Source organism: Listeria sp. MAN/IMW/UF464, from assembly GCF_058683955.1.
Window position 1 is genome coordinate 423,808 of sequence record NZ_JBZWZP010000002.1, and the last position, 16,563, is coordinate 440,370.

At 38.3% G+C, this 16,563-nt stretch carries 17 protein-coding genes, 1 other RNA gene and 1 riboswitch; of the genes, 15 read left to right on the forward strand and 3 right to left on the reverse strand.

Annotated features, from left to right (window positions below):
- Positions 1-2: 2 nt before the first annotated feature.
- Positions 3-608, reverse strand: coding sequence for a Holliday junction resolvase RecU (gene recU, locus AC4PG0_RS09315; RefSeq protein WP_003769387.1), 606 nt, complete (start codon positions 606-608; stop codon positions 3-5).
- Positions 609-854: 246 nt separating this feature from the next.
- Here recU and AC4PG0_RS09320 point away from each other — a divergent pair, with 246 nt between their 5' ends.
- The 11 genes from AC4PG0_RS09320 (at position 855) to AC4PG0_RS09370 (ending at position 10,199) form a co-directional block, all read left to right on the forward strand.
- Positions 855-1,220, forward strand: coding sequence for a YppE family protein (locus AC4PG0_RS09320; RefSeq protein WP_003763059.1), 366 nt, complete (start codon positions 855-857; stop codon positions 1,218-1,220).
- Positions 1,217-1,762 (forward strand): SLOG family protein, encoded by a 546-nt coding sequence (locus AC4PG0_RS09325; protein ID WP_003763057.1) that lies wholly within the window; start codon positions 1,217-1,219, stop codon positions 1,760-1,762. Before AC4PG0_RS09320 ends, AC4PG0_RS09325 begins: the two co-directional genes overlap by 4 nt.
- A gap of 131 nt (positions 1,763-1,893) precedes the next feature.
- Positions 1,894-2,235, forward strand: coding sequence for a cell division regulator GpsB (gpsB, locus tag AC4PG0_RS09330; RefSeq protein ID WP_003763055.1), 342 nt, complete (start codon positions 1,894-1,896; stop codon positions 2,233-2,235).
- A 36-nt stretch (positions 2,236-2,271) separates the two neighbouring features.
- Positions 2,272-2,653, forward strand: an RNA gene (rnpB, locus tag AC4PG0_RS09335) — RNase P RNA component class B.
- A gap of 161 nt (positions 2,654-2,814) precedes the next feature.
- Complete coding sequence (locus tag AC4PG0_RS09340) at positions 2,815-3,963, forward strand: THUMP domain-containing class I SAM-dependent RNA methyltransferase (RefSeq protein ID WP_003769383.1); 1,149 nt, start codon at positions 2,815-2,817, stop codon at positions 3,961-3,963.
- A 15-nt stretch (positions 3,964-3,978) separates the two neighbouring features.
- On the forward strand, positions 3,979-5,487 hold the full coding sequence (locus tag AC4PG0_RS09345) for a carboxypeptidase M32 (protein WP_010991699.1): 1,509 nt from the start codon (positions 3,979-3,981) through the stop codon (positions 5,485-5,487).
- Positions 5,488-5,532: 45 nt separating this feature from the next.
- Positions 5,533-5,633, forward strand: a riboswitch (purine riboswitch).
- A gap of 81 nt (positions 5,634-5,714) precedes the next feature.
- On the forward strand, positions 5,715-6,293 hold the full coding sequence (locus tag AC4PG0_RS09350; protein WP_033532912.1) for a xanthine phosphoribosyltransferase: 579 nt from the start codon (positions 5,715-5,717) through the stop codon (positions 6,291-6,293).
- A gap of 6 nt (positions 6,294-6,299) precedes the next feature.
- On the forward strand, positions 6,300-7,607 hold the full coding sequence (locus AC4PG0_RS09355) for a nucleobase:cation symporter-2 family protein (protein WP_003763044.1): 1,308 nt from the start codon (positions 6,300-6,302) through the stop codon (positions 7,605-7,607).
- A 191-nt stretch (positions 7,608-7,798) separates the two neighbouring features.
- Positions 7,799-8,857: a chitinase ChiA gene (chiA, locus tag AC4PG0_RS09360; RefSeq protein WP_033532913.1), complete on the forward strand. Its 1,059-nt coding sequence runs from the start codon at positions 7,799-7,801 to the stop codon at positions 8,855-8,857.
- 122 nt (positions 8,858-8,979) lie between these two features.
- Entirely contained in the window at positions 8,980-9,249 is a 270-nt protein-coding gene (rpsN, locus tag AC4PG0_RS09365) for a 30S ribosomal protein S14 (protein WP_003763042.1), read from the forward strand.
- A 77-nt stretch (positions 9,250-9,326) separates the two neighbouring features.
- Positions 9,327-10,199, forward strand: coding sequence for a 5'-3' exonuclease (locus AC4PG0_RS09370; RefSeq protein WP_003769372.1), 873 nt, complete (start codon positions 9,327-9,329; stop codon positions 10,197-10,199).
- Positions 10,200-10,216: 17 nt separating this feature from the next.
- On the opposite strand, the gene AC4PG0_RS09375 is transcribed toward AC4PG0_RS09370, so the two are convergent.
- Positions 10,217-10,618, reverse strand: a complete 402-nt coding sequence (locus tag AC4PG0_RS09375; RefSeq protein WP_045553329.1) for a ribonuclease HI family protein — start codon at positions 10,616-10,618, stop codon at positions 10,217-10,219.
- Between the two features lie 122 nt (positions 10,619-10,740).
- A complete protein-coding gene (gene cspD / locus AC4PG0_RS09380; protein ID WP_003728273.1) occupies positions 10,741-10,941 on the reverse strand; it encodes a cold-shock protein CspD in 201 nt (66 codons plus the stop codon).
- Positions 10,942-11,314: 373 nt separating this feature from the next.
- On the opposite strand from cspD, the gene mntR reads away from it, so the two are divergent.
- From mntR to AC4PG0_RS09400, 4 genes are all read left to right on the forward strand, one after another.
- Positions 11,315-11,743 (forward strand): transcriptional regulator MntR, encoded by a 429-nt coding sequence (gene mntR / locus AC4PG0_RS09385; RefSeq protein ID WP_003763032.1) that lies wholly within the window; start codon positions 11,315-11,317, stop codon positions 11,741-11,743.
- Positions 11,744-11,902: 159 nt separating this feature from the next.
- A complete protein-coding gene (locus AC4PG0_RS09390; RefSeq protein ID WP_492167643.1) occupies positions 11,903-13,585 on the forward strand; it encodes a formate--tetrahydrofolate ligase in 1,683 nt (560 codons plus the stop codon).
- Between the two features lie 119 nt (positions 13,586-13,704).
- Positions 13,705-15,597 carry an ABC-F family ATP-binding cassette domain-containing protein gene (locus tag AC4PG0_RS09395; RefSeq protein ID WP_003769365.1) on the forward strand — a complete coding sequence of 631 codons (1,893 nt, stop codon included), beginning with the start codon at positions 13,705-13,707 and terminating at the stop codon, positions 15,595-15,597.
- Positions 15,598-15,609: 12 nt separating this feature from the next.
- The gene (locus AC4PG0_RS09400; protein ID WP_003769361.1) at positions 15,610-16,554 is read left to right on the forward strand and encodes a thymidylate synthase; all 945 of its coding nucleotides are present in this window, start codon (positions 15,610-15,612) and stop codon (positions 16,552-16,554) included.
- Positions 16,555-16,563: the final 9 nt, after the last annotated feature.

Below are 16,563 nucleotides of genomic sequence, written 5' to 3' on the forward strand. Positions count from 1 at the left end.
GACTAGAAGTATAATTTGTCTATGGATTGCAAGAAGTCAAGCCTTGGATTTAGACCATAAGGAACTTGGTCTGATACATCTTGTATTTCACTTATAGTGACTGATTTTCTTCCACCACTTTGCATGCGTTCCCAAAACGGATAAAACTTTTCGAAAGGAATGAAATGCGTTTCTCCAAGTTTTTGGAAAGCGATAATGACAAAAACAATGCCATCTTGTTTTAAGACATTTGCCATATGTGTCATTTGGTGATCATGAAAATTACTGAGTGGAAAGGAAGTTGTATTTTGCGTTTCTTTTGCTTCAAAATCAACATATTTTCCTTTATAAACACCATTGTAGTCTGTTGTGGATGGTGTTTTGAAGTAGGCTTCCTTAATTTTGGCACTACTTCTTTTTGGATAGTCCACACTGACAATTTGGACAGGGGTAGGTTTTTTATGGATGACTGCGATGTCGTGGGCTAAATAATACGCAATTGTATCATTCAAGTCATCTTCTAAAGACATACCTCGCTTACCATAAGTTACAGGAGTTTTCCGTTTTTTTGAAGGAAGTCCTTCATGACTCGCTGTATACTTCTTGCCGCCGGGATAACCAATAGCCATTTTTTTCACCTCTATCAGAAAATTTCTATTCTGAATTTCAGACTATCATCTATTATAACAAATAAAAATGAAAATGATAGTATCAATTAAATGCAAAATAGCTCTTTCTGGCATGAAACTATCTTATAAATAGAACGTACCTTCGTCTATTTTACCATATTTTAGCTAATAATCGAATTTTAGGCAAGATTTTGCTACCTATGCTATTCTTGAAGTAACTGAAAATGTGAAGAAAAGAGTGATACAATGGAACTTTTAATCCGTACGGAACAATTACTTCTTCAGAATGAAAAAAACTGGGAACTATATTTAAGTAATCGAGAAGAAGAAAAGCCGTTTGATTTTTATAAAGACATGAAACCTTTTGTTGATGAAGCTAAAAGATGTGCCGATGATTTTTTAGAACTTGCCATTCCGTGGGTTAATACTGAGCGGCCTCCTTATTTGGGGGAACTACAACTTCGCCAAGCTTGTGATAATGTTCAGATGACCGCAGTAAGTGCTTTTAATGGAAGATCTTTTTATAAACATTTTTTAGATCATTATCAATCTACTAAGTATACATTAACAAGAGTGAGAGATTTCTTAAAAAGAAAAGAGGAATCAATGTGAAATCCATCGCAGTAACCGGATATAAAAATTTTGAACTTGGAATTTTTAAAAAGGATGCGGATGAAGCTGTTTATATTAAAGAAACAATAAAACGCCATTTAATTCCTCTAATAGAAGATGGGCTTGAGTGGGTTATTATTTCTGGACAATTAGGGATTGAACTTTGGGCCGGAGAGGTAGTCGCTTTGTTAAAAGAAGAATATCCTATTAAATTAGCAGTACTGGAACCTTTTGAAAAACAAAGTGCGAACTGGAACGAAAATAATCAGTTATGGGCCCAGGAAGTAATAGGGGCTGCGGATTATCACGCTTTTATTACAAAACGGCCTTATGAAAGCCCCGCACAATTTGCAGCTAGAGATGGGTTTATTATTGATAATACAGATGGGGCATTGCTTGTTTATGATTTAGAAAAAGAAGGCTCACCTAAATTTTTTTATGACCGTGCTAAATTAGCAAAAGAACAAGCTAATTACTTCTTAGAATGCATTGATTTTTACGCATTACAAGATGTTGTCGAGGATATGAATCAAACATTTTAATATAGAAGAAAACGGTTATTTTATAAAAAACACTCGAATAGATTGACAAATGGTGTGAGATTTGGAAAAATAAGGGTAAGTATATAATTAGAACAAAAAATACGTAAGAATAGAGATAGAGGTGGAGTTACATGACTTCGGAACAATTTGAGTATCACTTAACTGGCAAAGAAATATTGGAAAAAGAATTTAAAACTGGACTTCGTGGTTATAATCCAGAAGATGTTGATGAGTTTTTAGACATGGTTATTAAAGATTACAGTACATTTACACAGGAAATTGAAGCACTTCAAGCGGAAAATATTCGTCTAGTGCAAGAACTGGATAATGCACCAGTGAGAACAACAACACAACCAGCACCGACTTTCCAAGCAGCTGCACAACCTGCTGGAACGACCAACTTTGATATTCTAAAACGTCTTTCTAATTTAGAAAAACACGTTTTTGGAAATAAGCTGGACGATAACGAATAGGTATGCTAGTATAAGTAAGTTAAGAATAAATGAATAACGTTCGGATAATCGCTGTTTTCTTATGGAAGCAGAGGAAAGTCCATGCTCGCACGGTGCTGTGATGCCCGTAGTGATCGTGCCTGGTCAAACAATAAGCCAGGGCATTCCGGATTTCCGGTTTGACGGCAGGTGAATGACCTAAGTCTTCGGATATGGTCTTATAACCTTGAAGGTGCCACAGTGACGAAGTTCCGGCAGAAATGCTCGGAAGTGGAACGAGGTAAACCCCACGAGCGAGAAACTCAAACTTATGGTAGGGGCACTTTTCCCGAGGAATCAAGAACAAGGGACGAGGCGCAAATGTATTTTTGTGCAGATAGATGGTTATCTCTTTACTATTACCCTGTATGTAGTAAAGAACAGAACATGGCTTACAGAGCGTTATTTACAGGATTTAATTTAACATTGAAGGCTGTTTTAGAAGGCCGGAGCGCAAGTTTTAAGGTGGGTGTTCGACCTGGTTGAATGCCTATTTAAAACAAAACTCCTCCTCTTAAAACAGCTTTTTTCATTAGAAATTTAATTAAAGGATGGGACACAATGAAATCATTTCAGTTGGTGGCAACTGCGGCTTCTGGTTTAGAAGCGATTGTTGGGAAAGAAGTAGCGCGTTTAGGCTATGATCCAAAAGTTGAAAACGGTAAAGTATATTTTGAAGGAGATTTATCCGCAATTGCTCGAGCGAATCTTTGGCTTCGTGTAGCTGACCGGGTGAAAATTGTGGTTGGCGTTTTTAAAGCAACAACATTTGATGAACTTTTTGAAAAAACAAAAGCTCTACCATGGGAAGATTATTTGCCGCTAGATGCACAATTTCCTGTCGCTGGAAAATCAGTTAAATCAACGCTTTATAGTGTTCCTGACTGCCAAGCGATTGTGAAAAAAGCAATTGTAAACCGCGTCAGTGAAAAATATCGTCGCTCTGGTCGTTTGATGGAAACTGGCGCTTTATTTAAGCTAGAAGTTTCCATTTTAAAAGATGAAGTAACGTTAACGATTGATACAAGTGGTGCCGGATTACATAAACGCGGTTATCGTTTAGCACAAGGTAGTGCGCCAATCAAAGAAACAATGGCGGCGGCACTTGTGTTACTAACTAGCTGGCATCCGGATAGACCTTTTTATGATCCTGTTTGTGGTTCTGGAACGATTCCAATTGAGGCAGCGCTAATTGGACAAAATATTGCGCCTGGTTTTAACCGCGAGTTCGTGTCGGAAACATGGGACTGGATGCCGAAACAAATCTGGGAAGATGCGCGTCAAGAAGCCGAAGATTTGGCTAATTATGATCAACCGTTAAACATTATTGGTGGCGATATTGATGCTCGTTTAATCGAAATCGCGAAACAAAATGCGGTTGAAGCTGGTCTTGGCGATTTAATTACTTTTAGACAACTTCAAGTGGCTGATTTCCAAACAGAAGATGAGTACGGAGTTGTTGTTGCGAATCCGCCATACGGGGAACGGTTAGAAGACGAGGAAGCAGTGCGCCAACTGTACCGTGAAATGGGTATTGTTTATAAACGCATGCCAACATGGTCAGTGTATGTCCTTACCTCTTATGAACTTTTTGAAGAAGTTTATGGCAAAAAAGCGACGAAAAAACGGAAATTATATAATGGTTACTTGCGCACCGATTTATATCAATACTGGGGTCCAAGAAAACCACGTCCTAAAAAAGAAGACTGAATGGAGGAGTTAAGTTTGGTAGAAACATTAGAAGAGGAATTTTTAGCGTATATTAAAAAAATGGAAGCTTTAGAAGAAGCACTCGCATTAGTTTATTGGGATCTTCGTACAGGCGCGCCGGCAAAAGGGATGGAAGGCCGTTCTGATGTTATTGGCGTTCTATCTGAAGAGATTTTCAATATGCAAACATCAGAAGAAATGGCTGCTTTTATTGCTGGACTTAACCTTGATAAAGAAAATCTATCCGAAATCACTCGTAAAACATTAGAAGAATCTCAAAAAACATATGATTTAAATAAAAAAATCCCAAGTAAAGAATACGCGGAATATACTAAACTAGTAGCTCAAGCAGAAACCGCTTGGACAACAGCTCGCGAACAAAACGATTTTGCAGCTTTTGAACCGTTCCTAACAAAAATCCTTGAAATGAAGCGTAAGTTTGTTGAGTATTGGGGTTATGAAGAAAATAAATATGACACACTTCTCGACCAATATGAGCCAGGCGTAACAGTATCAGTGCTTGATTCCGTATTTGAAAAAGTACGCGACGGAATTATGGCGATTCGCGAAAAAATCGCAAACGAAGGCGTGAAGCCAGATGGAACCATTTTAAACACCAAAATATCAGAAGCTAAGCAAAAAGAATTTAGCATTCGCATTCTGAATAAAATGGGCTTTGACTTTGAAGCAGGTCGTTTAGATGAAACCGTGCATCCTTTTGCGACTGGTTTAAATACTGGCGATGTTCGTATTACGACTCGTTACAATGAAAATGATTTTAAAATGGCTGTTTTTGGTACTATTCATGAAGGCGGTCATGCGATTTACGAACAAAATTTTGATGCAGCACTTGTAGGTACCCCACTTGCAAACGGGGCATCAATGGGCATTCATGAATCACAATCATTATTTTATGAAATTATTATCGGTTCTAGTTTAGCATTTTGGAAAAGTAATTATGCTGATTTTCAAGCGATAACAAAACCGGCTTTTGATCATGTGAAATTGGAAGATTTCTATCGTGCAGTGAACATCTCTGAAAGTTCGCTTATTCGAATTGAAGCTGATACATTAACTTATCCACTTCATATTATGATTCGTTATGAGCTTGAAAAAGCACTTATTAACGGGGAGCTAGAAGTGAAAGATTTACCAAAAGCTTGGGGCGACAAATACGAGGAATACTTAGGCATTCGTCCAGATAATGATACAAATGGCGTATTGCAAGATATTCACTGGGCTGGTGGCGACTTTGGTTACTTCCCGTCTTACGCACTAGGTTTAATGTACGCAGCGCAGTTCTATCATCAAATGCAAAAAGAAATTCCTAATATTGATGCAATCATTGCCAGCGATGATTATACAGAATTAAAAACTTGGTTAACCAAGCATGTGCATACATTTGGGAAAACGAAAAAACCGCTAGAAATTTTAACAGATACAACAGGAGAAGGATTAAACCCAACTTATTTATTAGATTTACTAGAAAAAAGATACGCATATGTTTATCAGTTTAATAAGTAAAAAATTAGCTTGACCCTGCTCCTTTAGAAAGCTATAATAAACAACATAACTTAAAACCGAAATACTTATATAATAGTTGCGATTGGGCGACGAGTTTCTACCTGGTTACCGTAAATAACCGGACTATGAGTAGTTTGTATAAAGAAGTCACTCCGAAAATTGGTGGCTTCTATACTGCTTCTCTAAATTTAGAGAAGCAGTTTTTTTATTTTGAAAGGAGAATATCTTTGAAATTACTGGAAGAGTTTATTCAAGAAAAAGGTACAGTTTTACCAGGGAATGTTTTAAAAGTAGATGCATTTTTAAATCATCAAATTGATCCTGGTTTAATGCAAGAAATGGGCAAGGCGTTTGCTGAACGTTTTAAAAATCTAGGTATTACGAAAATCGTAACAATCGAATCTTCTGGTATTGCGCCTGCAGTTTTTGCCGGACTAGCACTTTCGGTACCGGTTGTTTTTGCTAGAAAGAAAAAATCGGTGACGTTAACGGATAATTTGTATACAAGCACGGTTTATTCGTATACGAAAAAAGAATCAAATGATATTTCTGTTTCCAAGCAATTTTTAACGGATGCAGATACGATTTTAGTTATTGATGATTTTCTCGCAAATGGTCAAGCGGCTCTTGGCTTACTTGAAATTGCTGAGCTTGCCGGAGCAAAAGTGGCAGGGATTGGGATTGTAATTGAAAAATCCTTCCAGCAAGGTCGCGAATTATTAAATAAAACAGGGATTCCAGTTTATTCACTAGCACGAATTGCCTCACTTGAAAACGAAGAAATCTTATTTTTAGAGGAGGAATAGGAGTAGATGTTAGGTAAAGGGAAGATTGCAGCTTTAGGATTTCAGCATGTTCTAGCGATGTATGCTGGAGCGGTTATTGTTCCACTATTAATCGGTGGAGCGCTTGGTTTTAACGGAGAAGAAATGACTTACTTAGTTTCGATTGATATTTTTATGTGCGGGATTGCGACATTGCTACAATTAACGGTTAATCGGTTCTTTGGAATTGGTTTACCTGTTGTACTTGGATGTGCGGTTCAAGCCATTGCACCAATTATTTTGATTGGGCAAGATATGGGGATCGGCGCGATTTACGGCTCGATTATTGTTTCAGGACTTTTTGTATTATTAATAGCCCCATTCTTCTCTAAAGTTGTTCGATTTTTCCCTCCTGTTGTGACGGGTTCCGTTGTAACAGTTATTGGTTTAACACTTATTCCCGTTGCCATTAACAATCTTGCCGGCGGGGCAGGGGCAAAAGATTTCGGTTCGATGTATAATCTTGGTCTAGGTTTTGGGACATTATTATTAATTATTTTAGTGTATCGTTTTGGCCAAGGTTTTTCGAAAGCTATTGCTGTTTTAATCGGTCTTGTTGGAGGTTCGCTTTTTGCGGCGCTTTATAAAGGTATCTCGCTTGGACCGGTTAGTGAAGCAAGCTGGTTTCATATGCCGAAACCATTTTATTTTGGCACTCCGACCTTTGAATGGCCGGCGATTATTACGATGATTTTAATTGCCTTAGTAAGTATGGTGGAATCAACTGGTGTTTATTTTGCTTTATCAGATATTACCGAACGGAAATTAACGCAAAAAGATTTAACTCGTGGTTACCGTGCAGAGGGGCTAGCGATTATGCTTGGTGGAGTTTTTAATACATTCCCTTATACAGCTTATTCGCAAAATGTCGGGCTTGTTCAGCTTTCTGGCATTAAAACGCGTAAAGTTATTTATGCGGCAGCAGGTTTCTTAATCGTCTTAGGTTTAATTCCAAAAATTGGAGCTGTGACAACAATTATCCCTACTCCGGTTCTTGGTGGGGCAATGGTTGCTATGTTCGGAATGGTTGTTGCGCAGGGTATTAAGATGTTAGGAAAAGTTAATTTTACTTCTCAAGAAAACTTATTAATTATTGCTTGTGCAGTTGGTGTTGGCTTAGGCGTAACTGTTGTGCCAGATTTATTTAATGCTTTCCCATCTTTTGTTCGTTTATTTACGAGTAATGGAATTGTTGCCGGAAGTGTTACTGCAATTACTTTAAATATTATTTTCAACATGATTCCTCATCGTAAAGATAAAAAACTAGCAGATCCAGAACCTCAACATGCTGAGTAAAAAATAAAACAGTTTTAATTGGGCTATTTTTTCTCATATACTTATAAGCAATTATTTATTTGAAAGCGGAATTGGTCTATATCAATTTCGCTTTTTTGCTGTTTTTCTAGTTTTATTTTCATTATGATGGGTATTTTCTAGTAGCTCCAAAAAAGCAAGTTTGGGGTAGATAAAGTAAGGGGGAAAAGTAGATGAATGGAAAACAAGTAATGGTTGGTGGTTTGTCTTTACTTTTAGTTGGCACAGGGCTTGGGGCTTTCGGCAGTACGGCTCAAGCGGCGACGGATGACGCTTCTGTTATGCCAGATATTTCTAACAAACAGGTGCTAGTTGGGTACTGGCATAGTTGGAAATCTTCTGGGAAAGATGGCTATCAACAAGGGACTTCCGCAGATATAGCACTGAAGGATACACCGAAAGCTTATAACGTGGTAGATGTTTCCTTTATGAAGGGAGACGGAGTAAATCGCATTCCAACATTTAAACCTGTGGGAATAAATGATAGCGATTTCAGAGCACAAGTCGGCGCATTAAACAAAGAAGGTCGAGCAGTACTTTTAGCGCTTGGTGGTGCGGATGGTCATGTGGAACTGAAGGCTGGGGATGAGCAGGCGTTCGCGAATGAAATTATCCGCCAAGTAGAAACATACGGCTTTGATGGACTAGACATAGACTTAGAACAAAGCGCCATTACCGCGGGAGATAATAAAACTGTTATTCCAGCAGCGCTTAAAATCGTCAAAGATCACTATAAAGCACAAGGCAAAAACTTCTTAATTACGATGGCGCCAGAATTTCCTTATTTAAAACCAGGTAGCGCTTATGAGAGCTACTTAACTTCACTTGCTAATTACTATGACTATATTGCCCCACAACTTTACAATCAAGGTGGCGACGGTGTTTGGGTAGATGAAACTAACCAATGGATTGCGCAAAATAATGATACTTTAAAAGAATCTTTCTTATATTACATGGCTGATTCTTTCATTAACGGGACGCGCGGTTATTTAAAAATTCCTGCGAATAAATTTGTCTTCGGTTTACCAGCCAATGTAGATGCAGCAGCAACTGGTTACGTAAAAGACCCTCAAATTGTCCAAAATGTATTCAATCGTTTACAAGCAAAAGGAACTCCAGTAAAAGGTGTTATGACCTGGTCCGTTAACTGGGACGCTGGTAAAAATAGTGCCGGAGTAGCTTATAATAATGGTTTCTCTAATGCTTATGGACCAATCGTTGGTACTAAATAAATAACGAACCGATACCCACTTAAAATGGGTATCGGTTTTTTTAAAACAAGAGACTTGCATTCATTTTGAAATCGGCGTATGATATAAATCGGAATGATTATTATTTATGAAAGGAGAGACATATGGCTAAAAAATCAAAAGTTGCTAAACATGAGCATCAACAAGCGCTTGTTGAACAATATGCAGAACTTCGCCGCACGCTTAAAGCAGAAGGTCGTTTTGATGAGTTACGCAAGTTACCAAGAGATTCTTCACCAACACGACTACACAATCGTTGTGAATTAACAGGTCGCCCGCATGGTTATATGCGTAAATTTGGTATGTCACGGATTCGGTTTCGTGAACTAGCACATCAAGGACAATTACCCGGCGTGAAAAAAGCAAGCTGGTAAAAAGCTCCTTTTTTTCTGCGAGCCAGATATAATTATGCTACAATAGATGGCAGTAGAAGGAAATAGGAGGATTATATATGAACGAAAATCGAGAAAATTTGCTCGTTGTAGATGGAATGGCACTACTTTTCCGAGCATTTTATGCAACAGCTGTTTCCAAACAATTTATGTTTAATCAACACGGAATTCCAACGAATGGTGTGCAAGGCTTTATGCGCCACATGTTTGCGGCTATTCGTCAAAGTAATCCAACACATACACTTATTTGCTGGGATATGGGGTCACAAACATTCCGTAATGAATTATATGATGGTTACAAAGCGGGCAGAACGGCGCCACCAGAAGAAATGATACCACAATTCGATTTAGCAAAAGAAGTAGCTGCTGGGTTTGGCTTTGTTAACTTGGGCGTACCTGGCTTTGAAGCAGATGACTGCATTGGTACGATTACAGTTCAGGCTAGTAGTAGTATTTCGACAACCGTTTTAAGTGGCGACAAAGATTTACTACAGCTAATCGCACCGACGAATGATGTATGGATTATGCAAAAAGGTTATGGCAATTATAAACGATATAATGAAGCAACATTTTTTGAAGAGATGGGCATTACGCCGAAACAGTTTATTGATGTAAAAGCATTGATGGGGGATACTTCAGATGGTTATCCTGGAGTGCGTGGCATCGGTGAAAAAACAGCAATTAAGCTCATCCAAGAATTCGAATCAATTGAAGGGGTTTTAAATAATTTAGACAAGCTTAAACCAGCCCAACAATTGAAAATTCAAGAAGATTTAGCAATGCTTGAACTGAGCCAAAAACTAGCTAAAATTCATACTGAAGTGCCGCTAGAAATGAACTTAGCAAGCTTGAAATATAACGGTTTCCGCGATGATGCTTTTGCGGTCGTTGAAAAATATGGCTTAAAAACCCTAACGCGGGATATTGAATAAAAATAGAAGCAATCTGGTTATTTGACACCAGATTGCTTCTGTTTTTTTATAGCCTGACGCGCGAGTTGGTCGGCTTGTTTATTTTGGCTAACGTTACGCCATTCTGCAAAAAATAACTCTACTGAATCAGCCATTTCTAAAATTGCTTCTAAATGGGGTTTGAATAAAGGATTTTTAGCGTGTCGTTTATGGATTGCTTCAATGGCGACTTTCGAATCAGAATACAAACGAATGAAAGTGGCTTGTTTTTTTAAAGCTTCTTCTAGACCTAATTTAATCGCGATAAATTCGGCTTCATGATTGGTCATAACTTCGAGAGGGATGGCGAATTGTTCATAGATTCCTGCTGCTTTTAGAACAATGCCAGCACCACTAGGACCAGGATTTCCAGCACTTGCACCGTCAACGAAAACTTCCATATTGTGCGCCTCCTATTGTTTGAGTAGATGTGGCTTTATTATAGAAGGAAAGCTATTTTTTTGCAATAAAAAAACCGGTCAAAGGATACCGGTTTTAAGTCCGTGTCTAATTGGCAACTGGATTAGGCTTTTTCCACATTGGCTGCTTGAGCGCCGCGGTTACCTTCAACTACTTCAAATGTTACCGCTTGGCCTTCTTCTAAAGATTTGTAGCCGTCACCTTGGATCGCTGTGAAGTGAACGAAAATATCTTCGCCGCCGTCTGATTCGATAAAACCGTAACCTTTTTCATTGTTAAACCATTTTACTTTCCCATTTTGCATTGAAATAAATCCTCCTAAGTATGGCTAATAATTGCTAGAATCATTTTTCAAACGCTTTCATTTCTGTTTAAAAATTTTTTCTCGCAAATACTACCTTTTCAGTTCATAGCGTTGCCGCATATGATACTAACACTATAAATCAAAATACCTATAAACGTCAAGGTGATTTTCGATATTTTTTTAATTTTTGGACTTGTAAAGGCTTACTTTTTACTTTTATGTTATATTTTGTCGTTAAATGCTAGATTTACCGCGAAAAACTACGTGAATGTCCTAGGAGAAATTTCGTTTTAGAAAGGGTAATTGCTTTTAGAAAGTCCGATATTATAGTACAATTGGCTATGTGAAAGAATATAAGTTGGAGGGTATAGCTATGCCAACACCTAGTATGGAAGATTATATTGAAAAAATCTATTCCCTTATTGAAACAAAAGGTTATGCCAGGGTTTCGGATATTGCTGATGAGTTATTTGTCCATCCGTCTTCTGTAACAAAAATGGTACAGAAACTAGATAAAGACGAATATTTAATCTATGAAAAATATCGTGGATTAATTTTGACGCCTAAAGGAACACAAATGGGGAAAAGGCTACTAGAAAGACATGCATTACTAGAAAGTTTTTTAAGTATAATTGGTGTAGATCCGTCCCATATTTATCATGATGTGGAAGGTATTGAACATCATTTGAGTTGGAATTCTATTGACCGAATCGGGGATGTTGTTCAGTTTTTTGAAAATCATCCAGATGCGCTTAAGACGCTCAAGGAAATGGATCCAACGAAACCAGATACAAAGGAATAACGGTAATCCAAGGTTGAGATGTTGATTTTTGCGCAATCAGGCTTTACTTTAGAAATCAAAAATGGTGTTACATCGCTTGGTGTCACGCTTTTTTGATGCACTGAAGAAGCCAAAATATCTTAATTCTTTGTTACAATATACATATTCGGAGGGGATATCATGTCAAATAAAGTGAAATCAGATATTGAAATTGCATCAGTAGCAGAAATTCTACCAGTTACGACTATCGCGGAACATTTAGGACTAGATGCAGATGCACTCGAACTTTACGGAAAGTATAAAGCAAAGTTATCCTATGATACGATTCACTCGTTAAAAGACAAGGAGCAAGGTAAACTTGTTCTTGTGACAGCTATTAATCCAACGCCAGCCGGTGAAGGTAAATCGACTGTAACAGTTGGTCTTGGCGACGCACTCTCTAAAAAAGATAAGAAAACAGTCATCGCTTTGCGGGAACCATCACTTGGACCTACAATGGGTATTAAGGGCGGGGCAACTGGTGGCGGTTATGCGCAAGTTATTCCAATGGAAGATATTAATTTACATTTTACAGGCGATTTTCATGCCATTACAGCAGCAAACAACGCTTTATCTGCGTTTATCGATAATCATATGCAACAAGGTAATGATTTAGGAATTGATGGGAGACGAATCGTTTGGAAACGTGTTGTTGATTTAAATGACCGAGCGCTTCGAAAAGTGGTCGTTGGTCTTGGTGGTCCTATTCAAGGCGTTCCTCGTGAAGATGGTTTTGATATTACAGTTGCTTCTGAAATTATGGCAATCATTTGTTTAGCAAGTGACTTAAAAGACTTAAAGAAACGCTTAAGTGAAATTGTGATTGGCTATAATTATAAAAAAGAACCAATAACTGTTGGTGAAATGGGTTATGAAGGTGCATTAACATTACTATTAAAAGATGCGTTAAAACCTAATTTAGTGCAAACATTAGAACATACTCCAGCGATTGTACATGGTGGTCCTTTTGCTAATATTGCTCATGGTTGTAATAGTGTTTCAGCGACAAGCACTGCGCTTAAACTTGGCGAATATGTAGTAACGGAAGCTGGTTTTGGAGCAGATCTTGGAGCAGAGAAATTTTTAGATATTAAAGTTCCGGCACTTGGAAAAGAACCAGATTGTGTCGTGATTGTAGCGACAATTCGCGCACTGAAAATGCACGGTGGCGCTTTGAAAACAGAACTTAGTGAAGAAAATGTCGATGCTCTAGCAAAAGGCTTTACTAATTTACAAAAACATACGGAATCGATTCAAACATTTGGTATTCCATATGTTGTTGCCATTAATAAGTTTATTACGGATTCAGATGCGGAAGTCGCGAAATTAGAACAACTTTGCGAAGAACACGGTATTCCTTTTTCGTTAACAGAAGTGTGGGAAAAAGGCGGCGACGGTGGTCTGGAACTCGCAGATAAAGTAATCGCTGCAGTCGAAAGCGGAGAAGCGGACTATAAACGCATTTATGATGATGCTTGGTCAATAGAAGAAAAATTAGAAGCAATTGTGACGAAGGTTTACGGTGGAATTGGAGTAGAACTTTCTAGTAAGGCACAAAAACAAATTGTTGAGTTTAAAAAATACGGCTGGGATCGTTATCCAATTTGTATGGCGAAAACGCAGTATTCTTTATCGGACGACCCAACATTACTCGGTCGCCCAACTGATTTTGTGATTCATATTCGTGAATTCATTCCAAAACTTGGCGCGGGCTTCGTTGTTGCTTTAACTGGCGACGTGATGACAATGCCAGGCTTACCGAAAAAACCAGCGGCATTAAATATGGATGTCGATGAAAATGGTAACGCACAAGGTTTATTTTAAAAATAAAAGTTCCAAAAGTGGATTCGCCGCTTTTGGAACTTTTTTCATCTCAAGCAATTGCTATGTTCTATATTTTCAGCTAGAATAGATAAGGACGAAACGGAAATGGATGGGACTAAATGAAACAGTTAAAAGTAGAAAACTTAACAAAAACATATGGCGAAAAAAGCCTGTTTGAGAATATCTCGCTAACGATAACAGAAGGCGAACGCATTGGTTTAATCGGTGTAAATGGTACTGGTAAATCAACGCTGTTACAAATTATTTCTGGAAGTGAATCTGGGGATAAAGGTAGCGTTACGAAAGCGAAAGATTATACGATCGGTTATTTGGCGCAAGATCCTGTTTTTAATGAAGAGGATACGGTTCTTTCAGCGGTTTTTGACGGTGATACTGCGGCGCTTCGAGCAATGCGTAAGTATGAAGAAGTCTTACTAGCGATGTCGCTTGATGCAGAAAATACCAAGCTACATGATGCCTATACAGCGGCTAGCCAAGAAATGGATGCGAGTGCTGCTTGGGATATGAATACTGAAGCGAAAACAATCTTGGAACGGCTTGGCATTACTGACTTAACAGCAAAAATAAGTGAGCTTTCTGGTGGTCAGCGAAAGCGTGTTGGCTTGGCGCAAGTCTTGATTGAGACGCCAGATTTACTTATTTTAGATGAACCTACCAACCATTTGGATTTTCAGTCGATTCGTTGGCTAGAAGAGTATTTAAATCGCTTTAAAGGAGCGGTATTACTCGTTACCCATGATCGTTACTTCCTTGACCGTGTGACGAACCATATGGTGGAACTGGATCGTGGTTCGGCTTACCGTTATGTTGGAAATTACGAAAAATTTATGGAATCCAAGGCAATTCGCATGGAAAACGAAGTCCGCGAATCAGAGAAAAATAAAAACCTTTATCGTAAAGAACTAGCTTGGATGCGTCGTGGTCCACAAGGGCGCGCCACAAAACAAAATGCTAGACAAGACCGTTTCCATGATTTAGAGAAAAAAGTCAAAACAAAAATCGACGACTCAGAACTTGCGATTGATTTTGTCACTAGTCGCCTTGGGAAAGATGTTTTCGAATTGAAAAATTTAGAAAAACGCTTTGACGAAAAACAAGTGTTACAAGATTTTAGTTTAATTATTCAACCGGGAGAACGGCTTGGTATCACTGGGAATAATGGAACTGGTAAATCGACTTTACTGAATATGTTAGCTGGAAAACTAACGCCCGATGCCGGCGAGGTAATTACGGGTCAAACAGTACAAATCGGTTATTATACGCAACAAAATGAAGAAATGGATCCAGATATGCGAATGATTGCTTATTTGCAAGAGGCAGGAGAGCAAGTAACGACTTCTGGTGGAGAAGTGATTAGTGTGAGCGCCATGCTAGAACGATTTTTATTCCCACCAAATTCCCACGGGAAGAAAATTGGTAGCTTATCAGGCGGAGAAAAACGCCGGTTGTTCTTACTACGCATTTTAATGGAACGACCAAACGTGTTGCTACTAGATGAGCCGACCAATGACCTAGATACGCAAACATTAACTGTTCTAGAGGATTACTTAGAATCTTTTAACGGTACGGTTATTACGGTCAGCCATGATAGATATTTCCTTGATAAAGTTGTAAATAAATTGCTTGTTTTCCGGGCAATTGGCGAAGTAGAAATTTTCTACGGCGAATATAGTGATTATTTGAAAGAACTTGAGGCTAAAGGAAAGCCAGCAAAATCAATGAAAAAAATGGCGAATACTTCGGCCGAAAAGTCATCACCTGAGAAAAAAGAGAAAGTCAAACTAACCTACCAAGAACAACTTGAGTGGGACGGGATTGAGGATGCCATTAGCGACTTAGAGCAAGACATTGAATCGCTCAATGAAACATTGGAACAGACCGGAGCAGACTTTACAAAAGCAGCAGAAATTAGTGAACTTATTACAGCGAAAGAATCAGAGTTGGAACAAATGATGGAACGCTGGGAATTTTTATCACAATACGCGGAATAAGGAGTGCGAACAATGAAACAATATTTGGATTTAGAAAAGTACGTTTTAGAGAATGGAACACAAAAAGGAGATCGCACTGGGACTGGAACAATCAGCACATTTGGTTATCAAATGCGTTTTGATTTACAGGAAGGCTTTCCAATTATGACAACAAAACGGGTACCATTTAAACTTGTAGTAAGTGAACTACTATGGTTTTTACATGGAGATACGAATATTCGCTACCTTTTACAGCATAATAATAATATTTGGAATGAATGGGCTTTTGAGCGTTTTGTGAAAAGCGCTGATTATAAAGGCGAAGATATGACTGACTTTGGGCTGCGTGCTGAGCGTGATCCGGCCTTTAAAGAAGTGTATCAAGCTGAAATGGAGAAGTTTAAAACGCGGATCTTAGAAGACGAAACGTTCGCGAATAAATACGGCGAATTAGGTAATATTTACGGCAAACAATGGCGTGAATGGAAAACTTCGCAAGGGGAAACAATTGATCAGTTAGCTGACTTAATTGAAATGATTAAAACAAACCCGAACTCGCGTCGTTTAATCGTGTCTGCTTGGAATCCTGAAGATATTCCGAATATGGCTTTACCACCTTGTCATTCATTGTTTCAATTTTATGTGGCAGATGGGAAATTATCGTGCCAATTGTACCAACGAAGTGCAGATATTTTCTTAGGAGTACCGTTTAACATTGCGAGTTATGCACTTTTGACACATTTAATTGCACGGGAAGTTGGACTTGATGTTGGTGAATTTATCCATACTATGGGAGATGCACATCTTTATAACAATCATATCGAACAAGTGAAAGAACAATTATCAAGAACTCCGCATGCGCTACCAAAATTAGTTCTTTCAGATAAACCTGCAACCATTTTTGATTTTGAAGTAGCGGATATTTCACTAGATGGTTATAATCCAGATCCAGCAATTAAAGCACCAATTTCAGTATAAGGGAGGTTT